At 69.4% G+C, this 8,669-nt stretch carries 10 protein-coding genes; 6 read left to right on the forward strand and 4 right to left on the reverse strand.

The window, feature by feature from the left end; genetic code table 11:
* Positions 1–639: 639 nt before the first annotated feature.
* Positions 640–1,041, reverse strand: coding sequence for a hypothetical protein (locus VFZ20_RS06015; RefSeq protein ID WP_329682935.1), 402 nt, complete (start codon positions 1,039–1,041; stop codon positions 640–642).
* Between the two features lie 334 nt (positions 1,042–1,375).
* Between VFZ20_RS06015 and VFZ20_RS06020 the strand changes: the two genes are divergently transcribed.
* The 3 genes from VFZ20_RS06020 to VFZ20_RS06030 all read left to right on the forward strand — a co-directional run bounded on the left by VFZ20_RS06020 (position 1,376) and on the right by VFZ20_RS06030 (position 3,224).
* On the forward strand, positions 1,376–1,822 hold the full coding sequence (locus VFZ20_RS06020; protein ID WP_329682936.1) for a hypothetical protein: 447 nt from the start codon (positions 1,376–1,378) through the stop codon (positions 1,820–1,822).
* On the forward strand, positions 1,819–1,956 hold the full coding sequence (locus VFZ20_RS06025) for a hypothetical protein (protein WP_329682937.1): 138 nt from the start codon (positions 1,819–1,821) through the stop codon (positions 1,954–1,956). The genes VFZ20_RS06020 and VFZ20_RS06025 overlap by 4 nt, the downstream gene beginning before the upstream one ends.
* A 134-nt stretch (positions 1,957–2,090) precedes the next feature.
* Complete coding sequence (locus VFZ20_RS06030; RefSeq protein WP_329682938.1) at positions 2,091–3,224, forward strand: tetratricopeptide repeat protein; 1,134 nt, start codon at positions 2,091–2,093, stop codon at positions 3,222–3,224.
* Between the two features lie 433 nt (positions 3,225–3,657).
* Here the strand turns inward: VFZ20_RS06030 and arsS are convergent, their stop codons facing one another.
* Positions 3,658–4,728 carry an arsenosugar biosynthesis radical SAM (seleno)protein ArsS gene (gene arsS / locus VFZ20_RS06035; protein ID WP_329682939.1) on the reverse strand — a complete coding sequence of 357 codons (1,071 nt, stop codon included), beginning with the start codon at positions 4,726–4,728 and terminating at the stop codon, positions 3,658–3,660.
* Positions 4,729–4,797: 69 nt separating this feature from the next.
* Complete coding sequence (locus VFZ20_RS06040) at positions 4,798–5,142, reverse strand: arsenosugar biosynthesis-associated peroxidase-like protein (RefSeq protein WP_329682940.1); 345 nt, start codon at positions 5,140–5,142, stop codon at positions 4,798–4,800.
* 646 nt (positions 5,143–5,788) lie between these two features.
* Between VFZ20_RS06040 and VFZ20_RS06045 the strand changes: the two genes are divergently transcribed.
* Positions 5,789–5,968: a hypothetical protein gene (locus VFZ20_RS06045; protein ID WP_329682941.1), complete on the forward strand. Its 180-nt coding sequence runs from the start codon at positions 5,789–5,791 to the stop codon at positions 5,966–5,968.
* A 78-nt stretch (positions 5,969–6,046) separates the two neighbouring features.
* On the opposite strand, the gene VFZ20_RS06050 is transcribed toward VFZ20_RS06045, so the two are convergent.
* Entirely contained in the window at positions 6,047–6,271 is a 225-nt protein-coding gene (locus VFZ20_RS06050; RefSeq protein ID WP_329682942.1) for a dodecin, read from the reverse strand.
* 208 nt (positions 6,272–6,479) lie between these two features.
* Here VFZ20_RS06050 and VFZ20_RS06055 point away from each other — a divergent pair, with 208 nt between their 5' ends.
* Positions 6,480–6,845 carry a hypothetical protein gene (locus tag VFZ20_RS06055; protein WP_329682943.1) on the forward strand — a complete coding sequence of 122 codons (366 nt, stop codon included), beginning with the start codon at positions 6,480–6,482 and terminating at the stop codon, positions 6,843–6,845.
* Positions 6,846–7,077: 232 nt separating this feature from the next.
* A complete protein-coding gene (locus VFZ20_RS06060; RefSeq protein WP_329682944.1) occupies positions 7,078–8,592 on the forward strand; it encodes a hypothetical protein in 1,515 nt (504 codons plus the stop codon).
* Positions 8,593–8,669 lie beyond the last annotated feature (77 nt).

The raw sequence follows: 8,669 nt of genomic DNA on the forward strand, positions 1-8,669 counted from the left end.
CGGATCTGATCCGGTAAGACCGTCCCCCAGCCGGAGCGAATGAATTCGCCGCTGGAAAGGCACGAAGTCCGCCTGCGCGGACTGCCCCAGCGGATGCCGGCCCCCCCTGCACCAGGGCGACCTCTCATGGCCCAAAGGCACACCGGTGTACGGTGACGGCATGCAGCAGGAGCTGTCGACCTGCGCCGACGGGTCGGGGCAGGGCAGGGGCCGTGAGGTGCACGGGGTCCGCGCGAGCGTTCGCGCGGACCCCGTCGTTTGTACCGCAGTAGAAGGTGTCCCCGCCAGCCCACCATGGTCGACCGCGTCACCCGCCGCCTGGCGCAGATCGAATCCGGCAGCTGAGCCGAAGGCAGCGATCCCGGCCCGCGCTCCGAAAACAAGAAGCCCCGCCCCGGCGACGCTTTCGCATCGCCAGGGCGGGGCTTCTGGATGCCGGCCATGGTGCACCGGCTGCGCGGGCGGCACGAGCCGTCGGCGCAGGCCGACATCACGTTTTCACAGCCGTGACTTCAGTCGCCGCCGGCTCAGAGGCGACGGCAGTCCACTCCAATCCAGCCGGCGCGTGGCGGGCGCGGAGGCGAGGTGCGTGCATCGGCACGGGCCGACTCATGCACTTCCGCACTCACGCACTGCCGTTCACGCCGCCTCGTAGTGCGCGCGCAGCTCGTTGATCCACACGGGCCGCGTCTTGCCGCTCTGGTCGTAGCCGCGGCTCACGCAGTCCAGCAGGCAGGCCGCCGTCGCGCGGCGCGGGTCGGGGGACAGGTCGTGCACCAGCACCGCGAGCGCGGCGGTGGCGTCCTGCGTGTGCACCTCGCCCGCCTGCACCGCCGCGTACTGCACGTACCAGTTGCGCAGCCGCCGCAGCGTGGGCGAGTAGGGCGCCGTGCCCTGCAGGAACTTCTTGAGCCCCGTGGGGCTCATTCCGATCTCCCGGGCCACGCTGCGCAGCGACGTGTTCTCCACGCGGGCCGCGGCGGCCTCGCGCATGTGCCGGATGGTCGTGGTCCGGGCGTCGCCCGGGTTGTGGTCCCTCATCTTCGGAATCCTTCCCAAGGTGTGCCAAAGGGTGCTTCGGCGCCCATTCACGACACAATGATAATACCGAAGAAATTCCGAAGCAAGGGGTCCAGTGTGCCCGTAAGCAGCGACCGTGTGTGAACTTAGGACTTTTTCCACAGCGGCTCCGGCTTCTAACCCGCCCCTCCTCCAACAGTTCCGCCGCAGGCGCAAACGGAGTGGACGCATGTGCAATGAAAATTTCAAGTGGCCGCGGGCGAGAAATTACGTGGCCGGGCGGGCTTGATTTCACGCGTCACTTGTGTAAGCCTTGAGAGGCGGCTCGTCGCGAGCACCCGAACCCGGAGGGCCCGTGCTGGACCTTTCCAGACGCAGAGTTCGCATCCAGTCTCACCTGCGCCGGCTGGGGATGCGCTTCTCCCGACCGGCCAACCTGAGCACGCGCGCACGCGCCGCGCTGGGCGAGAACGCGGCCGCGCGGTTCGCGGAGTTCCGGCAGTATCGCGACGGGTGGGACTTTGGCCGGGGCCGCCGCCTTTCCGCGGGCTCGGTGCGGGCGCTGGAGCGCTTCGTGGATGCCGGTCCGTGCTTTCCCACGCGGCCCAGCCTGTTCCTGACGCAGGACGGCATGCTGGAGCTCGCGTGGGAGGACCATGCCGGCCGCCGCGTGGAGGTGGAGCTGCTTCCCGGTTGCTACCTCTACTTCGTGGAAGGCGAGCACGATGACGAAGGCGTGTTCGAGCCGCGCCAGGTGCCGGCCCTCCTGGCGCACCTTGGGCTGGAGGGCGAATCCGAGTGATGGGCCGGCCGGAATGTAGGGACGACGAGGACGTGGTGCGGGCAATCACGGCGGCTCACTGGGACCCGGAAGAGGTCTCCAAGGGCCTGTCCCGGCGCATCGTCGACGCGCTGGTGCTGCATCCGCACTCGTAGACCCTCGACACAGAGCCGGCGGAACAAGGACCCGCGCCGGCTCCTTACGATCCGCCATCCGTTGTCGCTCTCACGGCGGGACGGCTAGATTGGCACGTTTCACCCGCGGTTCACGCCTCGTGTTTCCAGTCCACATGCGCATCCCGAAGATCGCCCTGCCGCTGGCGCTGGCCGCCGCGTTCGCCGTATCCGCACCCGTCGCCGCGCAGGAGCCGCCGCGCCCCGGCCTGCCGCGCGGCGCCGATCCCAACGACTGGCAGTCGTACTTCGAGCTGGGAGACCGGCTCTTCGCGAGCCAGCCGCGCCAGGCCGGCCCCGCGTTCTACTGGGCGTCCCGGCTGGACCCCACGCGCGGCGAGCCCCTGTTCGCGCGCTGGGCATCGTTCTTCGCGGGGTACGACGGGCTGTTCCTGCACTACATCACGGGCGACGAGCAGGTCCACAGCCGGCCCGACGTGCTGGCCAACGACTCGCTCATCATGCGCGCGTTCCGCCGCAACCCGTTCGTGCATCGCGGCCTGGAGGTCGCGCTGTTCACGCAGATCGCCAACCGGCTGTACTGGGACGGCGAGCTGGGCGCGCTGATGGAGTACGGCGAGGGCGACTTCAGGCGCGCGGCGCAGCGCTTTGGCCGCATCACGCGCGACGACTCTCCGCGCAGCCTGCGCTTTCGGCACTGGCGCGCGCTCTCGTTCGTGGGCGCGGAGCAGCCGGACAGCGCCATCGCGGAGTTCACGGAGCTGCTGCGCACCCTGCGCGAGGGAGACGCGCGGCGGCTGCGGTACTTCTACGAGAGCAAGGCCCTGCACGAGTACGCGCTGGGAATGCTGCACGAGGCCGCCAACCGCCCCGACGAGGCGCGTCGCGCGTTCGAGCGGGCGCTGGAGGAGGACTTCTCGTTCTATCCCGCGCGCGCGTCGCTGGCGCGGCTCTCCCTGCGCGCGCGGGACATGGCGCCGGCCGTGGCGCAGCTGTCCGAGGCCGTGCAGATCGCCCCCGACGACCCCGTGATGCAGTACGAGTACGGCAACGCGCTCCTGGCCAGCGGCAACCCGCAGGAGGCCATCACGCACTACCAGCAGGCCATCGTCCTGGAGCCGTACTTCGCGGACCCGTACCTGCGCCTGGGCATCGCGCTGCAGAGCGCCGGGCAGAACGAGGGCGCCGTGGCCGCGTATCGCGCCTACCTGGAGCGCGCCCCGCGCCGGCAGACGCGCGAGATCGAGTTCGCCAACCAGCGGCTCGCGCAGGTGCAGGGTGGGAGCTGATTTACGATCCAGGACGGGTAGCGCCGTCCGCGGGCGGGGATCGCGCGGCGGATTGCGTGGCCTTCAAAGGGTGTGTGACCAGACCTTCGGCCTCAAAGCGTCATCCTGAGGAGCCGCCGCGCGGGCCAGACCGGGCACGATCCATGGCGGCGACGAAGGATCTTGCCTGCAAAGCTCCGCGGTTGCACTCGTGCACGAAAGCGCGTTCCGAGTCTCGCACACAAGATCCTTCGGTCGCGCCAAGGTCCTGCGCGCATTTAAGTTACATGCGGCGCTCCCTCAGGATGACGCTGCCGGGGATTCCGCTGAAAAGCAGGTTTGGCAGCACCCCCTCAGGAAGTGGTTTCCTGGGGATTCGGCAAAAAGAACGGAGTCGGCGAGGAGGCCTCCTCGCCGACTCCGTCTCGTTACGGCCGATGATGCCGACCGGCGGCTAGACCGTGGCGCCGCCGCAGCTGGAGCCGGCGCCGGCCGTGCATCCAAAGCAGTGCGGGCCCAGCACGATCTCGCGCGTGTCCAGCGCCGCGGGATCGAAGTCGAACACCGTGCGCGGCGCGGCCGCGTGGACGGGCAGCTCCAGCATCTGGTTGAAGTCGCAGTCGTACAGCGTGCCGTCCCAGCCCACGCTCAGCGTGTTGCGGCACATGACCCCCGCGGCGGCGGCGGGGTTGAACGCCGTCACCAGCCGCTCCATGTACTCGTCCAGCTTGCCGCTTTCCTCCAGGAACTCCAAAAAGCGGCTGATGGGCATGTTGGTGATGGTGTACAGCCGGTTGAAGCGCACGCCGTGCAGACGCTCCATCTGCCGCTTCCAGTCCGCCTCCAGCGCCGCCTGGCTGCCGGGGAGAAAGGTGCCGACGGGGTTGGTCACCAGGTCCAGCTGCAGCCCCGTGGCCGGATCGCCGTAGCCGTGCGCGTTGAGCTCGCGCAGGGCGGCGATGCTCTCCTCGAACACGCCCGACCCGCGCTGCGTGTCCGTCCCCTTCTCCCGGTAGTGCGGCAGCGACGCCACCACGTGCACCCCCTGCTCGGCGAAGAACGCGGGGAGGTACGCGTAGTTGGGCAGCCGCGTGATGGTGAGGTTGCAGCGGTCCATCACGTGCTTGCCCGCCGCCCGCGCGCGGACGACGATCTCCTTCCACCGGCGGTGCAGCTCCGGCGCGCCGCCCGTGATGTCAACCGTGGGAATGGACGTGGACTCGATGATCTCGATCACCCGGTCCACGACGGCGTCGGGCATCATCTCCGTGCGGTCCGGGCCGGCGTCCACGTGGCAGTGGCGGCAGGTCTGGTTGCACTTGCGCCCCACGTTGATCTGCAGGATCTCGATCCCCGTGGCGCGCAGCGGGTACAGCGCCGCGCCGTCCAGCGCCGCCTCGAAGCTCCGCGCCACGGGCACGCGGTCCAGCATGTCGCGCTGCGCCTGGGCAGAGGACAGCGGCAGGTGGCGCTTTTGCAGCGTCGGCAGGACGCGGTGGCGCGACGGGGGAGCGGTCGTGGGCATCGGCTCGGGATCTGGGGTCCTTCGGCGTGACGGTGCCAGGTACCTGCTACCCGGCCCCGCCGCGCGCGTTCACATGCCCAGGCGGTCGGCGTGGTTGCGCATCTGGATGCCGTGCACGAGCGACGCCCCGCCACGGATGGCCGCGGCCACGTGGATGGCCTCCGTCATCTGCTCGGTGTCGGCGCCCTTTTGCAGGCAGTCGCCGGAGTACGCGTCGATGCAGTACGGGCACTGCACCGCGTGCGCCACGGCCAACGCGATGAGCGACTTTTCGCGCTGGGTGAGCGCGCCCTCGTCGAAGACGGCGTTGTACCAGGCAAAGAACTTTTCCGCCAGGTGCGGCGCGTCGTTGCCGATCTCACCAAAGCGCGGCAGGTCGTGCGAGTGGTAGTAGTGCGCGTGCGCGTCGGACATCGGACGATTCTTTCGATGCGGAGGATGCGGGACGGCGGCGTCCATCCCGGAGATACGGCGCGGCCGGCCCGGGCGGATGCGTGCCCGTCCCGCGGGACCTTGGGCGGACCTTGGATGGATACGGCGCGTGGGGCGCGGGCGCCAGTGGGGCGAGGGCCCTCCCCCGGCCTCGCTCAGGCTCGTCCACCCCCTCCCGCAAACTGCGCGGGAGGGGGTGTAGACTTCCACGGAGTGATTGCAGGGAGCGGATGGCCTGCGAGGGCGAAGAGCCCGTCGCTGCGCGACGGGTAGCCCTCTCCCCCGCCGTCTGCGCCGCTCGTTCCTCGCGGCTCGACGGCGACCCCTCCCCCAACTTCGGGGGAGGGGTTGTTCGTTGGGACAGTTCCGCGCGCGGAGGCGGGCCCGTGCTGCGATGAAGTTCTCCCCCTCCCCCCGCGAAGCGGGGGGAGGGGGCGGGGGGAGGGGGGCCCTCGGCGGGCGAGAGACACTCCGCCACGAAGCCCGATCCCGGCGCCCGCGACGAAGTTCCTCTGCTGCCCCTGCTCCCTCTGCGTGAGAACGCGGTAAACCCCTGCCCTGCCGGGAGCCGGGCCCGCCCGTTGCAACGGTGGATGCATACGAACCCGCATCCCACAGGAGCAGCGCGATGGCCAGCGGACCCGACCCGAACCACTTCACGCCCATCGACCCGGAGATGGAGCCGCACGACTACAAGCGCGGCGACGGGCTGGGCGACCTGCGCTCCACGCGGCTGGGGCTTTCCACCTGGGGCGTGGCCATCGTCCTCGTCCTGGTCTTCATCCTGTTCCTCGTCCTCACGCGCTGACCGCGCGACGACGAAACGAACGAGGGGCGGCGCCGCGACGTGCGGGCCGCCCCTCGTCCGTTCTGCGGCGGACGCGGATCAGCTGTTGGCGCCTTCGCTGCCTTCCAGCTTGAACCACAGCTTGACCTTCACCTGGAACTCGTGGATCTCGCCGCCCTTGATGTAGCCGCGCTGCTCCACGACCTCCATCCACTCCAGGTCGCGCATGCTCTCGCCCGCGCGGCGCACGGCCACGCGCGCGGCGTCGTCGAAGCTGGTGCCCGACGTGCCCACCATCTCGATCGACTTGTAGACTCCGCTCATCACATCCTCCTCCTCCCGTTCGGTGACCCGGACCCGGCGTCCGGCTGACCCCGCGGGCGGGCAAGGCACGTTCCACCAGCGCGGCAGGCGAACTCGGTGCGCCGTTGCCGTCGTTGACTTCGCGCGGCGAACAGGCGACCTTTTCCCCGCAGCCTGCCTGATCCGCGGCGTCGCGGCCGCGCGTTTCCCCAGACGACGAGCTACACCGATGGGCCTGCGCACCTTCGTGGCGCCCGATGGAGACGAGTGGCGCGTGTGGAAGGTGATTCCCACGCGCACCCTGGAAGACGTGCGCGAGTGGGAGCGCCGCGGCCAGGACGTGCTGACGTACAAGGGCCCGGAGCGCCGGCACGACGACCGCCGCGAGGCCACGGGCGGCGTGCCGTTCGTGAACCCGGCGCTGGCCAAGGGCTGGCTGTGCTTCGAGTCGTCGCACGGCAAGCGGCGCCTGGCCCCGCCGCCCGCCGCCTGGGAAGACTGCAGCGAGGCCGAGCTCACCACCCTGTGGGAGCAGGCCGGGATCGTCCCCCCGCGCACGCTGCCCGTCTCCGGCATCACGCAGCCCGCGAGCTGACGGACCGCTCATCTGCCGAAAACGCGGCGTCGCTCTGCCCGGGCGGCGCCGCGTTTACGTAGGTCCCACCCGCCGCGAACTGACGTCCCCGCCGTCGCAACCCGCGGACTGCCGAGCCTCTCCCTCCCGCCGAACCGAGGCCGGCGCACCTCCGATACACCCGGCAAAAACGACCCGGCACACGCATCTGCCTTCCCACGACCCGCAGCCCTCACTCGCAAGGAGAGCCTCCATGACGCCTGGACGATTGAACGTTCTTCGCGCTTTCCTGCTGCTGGGTCTGACGGGGATCGCCCTGCTCGTCGCGTACCGGTTCGGCACGGCGGCGGTCGGTGTGGCGGCGGGCTTTTCGGTGATCATGTTCCTGGCGGCGGCGTTCCTGTTCGCCGAAAAGCCCAGGAACCCCGAAGACCTTAAGCTCTTCGCGTTCCACAAGCTCCATGACCTCGCCTCCGATGCGCGGTTCCTTGCCGCATCCGTCGCGGTCCTCTGGATCGTAGCGGCCGCCTGGACCGCGGTGGAAGGCCGCCGCGCGTGGCAGGCGCGCAATCACACGCCCGGGCTGGCGGTGGAAGTCGGCCCCACGGTGCCGGTCCAGGCGCTGATGCGGGGCGAGCAAGGCCCGACATCGATCGAGGTCGGCTCGCCGGGGCTGGAACCGCCGAGGGACGCGGACAAGCAGGCGGGCGGAATGGTCGGTGGGTATCTGATCTCGGACTACTATCCGACCTTCACGCCGCACAGGGAGACCGTCAATCCGCAGCTCAGGACCGCGTATTCGGCAAACCGCTGGGGCGATACGACGTTCCTGCGCTACAAGCTGCCGTATCTGGATCACCTGCTGGCCGGGGAACCGATCGAGGGCATCAAGGTGGGGTACGACGGTTACTTCTCCTGGATCTATCCAGAGGTATCTGTTCGCGTGGTGAACAACTCCACGCACGTAGCTCAACTGGCGGAGGCGGTGGTCACGGTGCACCGCAGCGAGATCAACTACGAGCCTGTCCCGGTGATCGACGGGATGGGCCTCTCGCTGACCGGGTCGACGGGCGACATGTCGAACATCGGGTTTACCATTCTCAACAACGGGTGGGGGCCGATGCTCGATCCCGAGCTCCGCTTTGCAGTGGTGACGGACGACCCGGCGGCCGCGTTCCTGTCCGCGTTCACCTCTCCGCCACCGCTTCCACATTCGATCCGGTTCCCCACGATCCACAGCGACAGCATCGCCCACGTGCCGCTGGAGGAAGCCGTCCCCGGTGAGAACCCCGCCCGCCGGAGCACGTACATCTCCCCTGCGCTTTTCGCGGCGGCAGAACGGGCTGCGGAAACGGGAGAGGATCCGCTCTGGGTGGCCGTGATCGGCCGCATGAGCTACCGGACGACGACGGGTGAACGGCGCAACGTTCCGTTCAGGACGGCGCTGGAGGTGCACCCGGAAGGGTTTGGCGACGGGTTCGACGAGAACTCGTATCCGTACAGCATCTGTCTGCCGGCAGGGGTCACGGGCGAGTACCGCATCCCGACCAGCCAGACGATCAGTGCCGGCGGAAGCGATCGCTTTACGATCCAGATCGGCTCGGACAAGTCCGCGCGATACGAGATCTCCCTCGCGTTCCGCGCGACGGGCGGAGAGATGATCCAGGCGAAACACCTGGTGGTGGACGTGTTCGTTCCGGCAAACATGTCCAGGGAGGAGGACCACCGGTGCACGGTGGACGCGCCCGTCGTCCCGCCTGCGCGCTAGCATTGCCAGCAATCGGAAAAAGACGCGGCGCCGCCCTGGACGAGCGGCGTCGCGTTCGTCATCCGCAGACGCCCGCG

The organism is Longimicrobium sp., from assembly GCF_036280135.1.
Classification (GTDB): Bacteria; Gemmatimonadota; Gemmatimonadetes; order Longimicrobiales; family Longimicrobiaceae; genus Longimicrobium.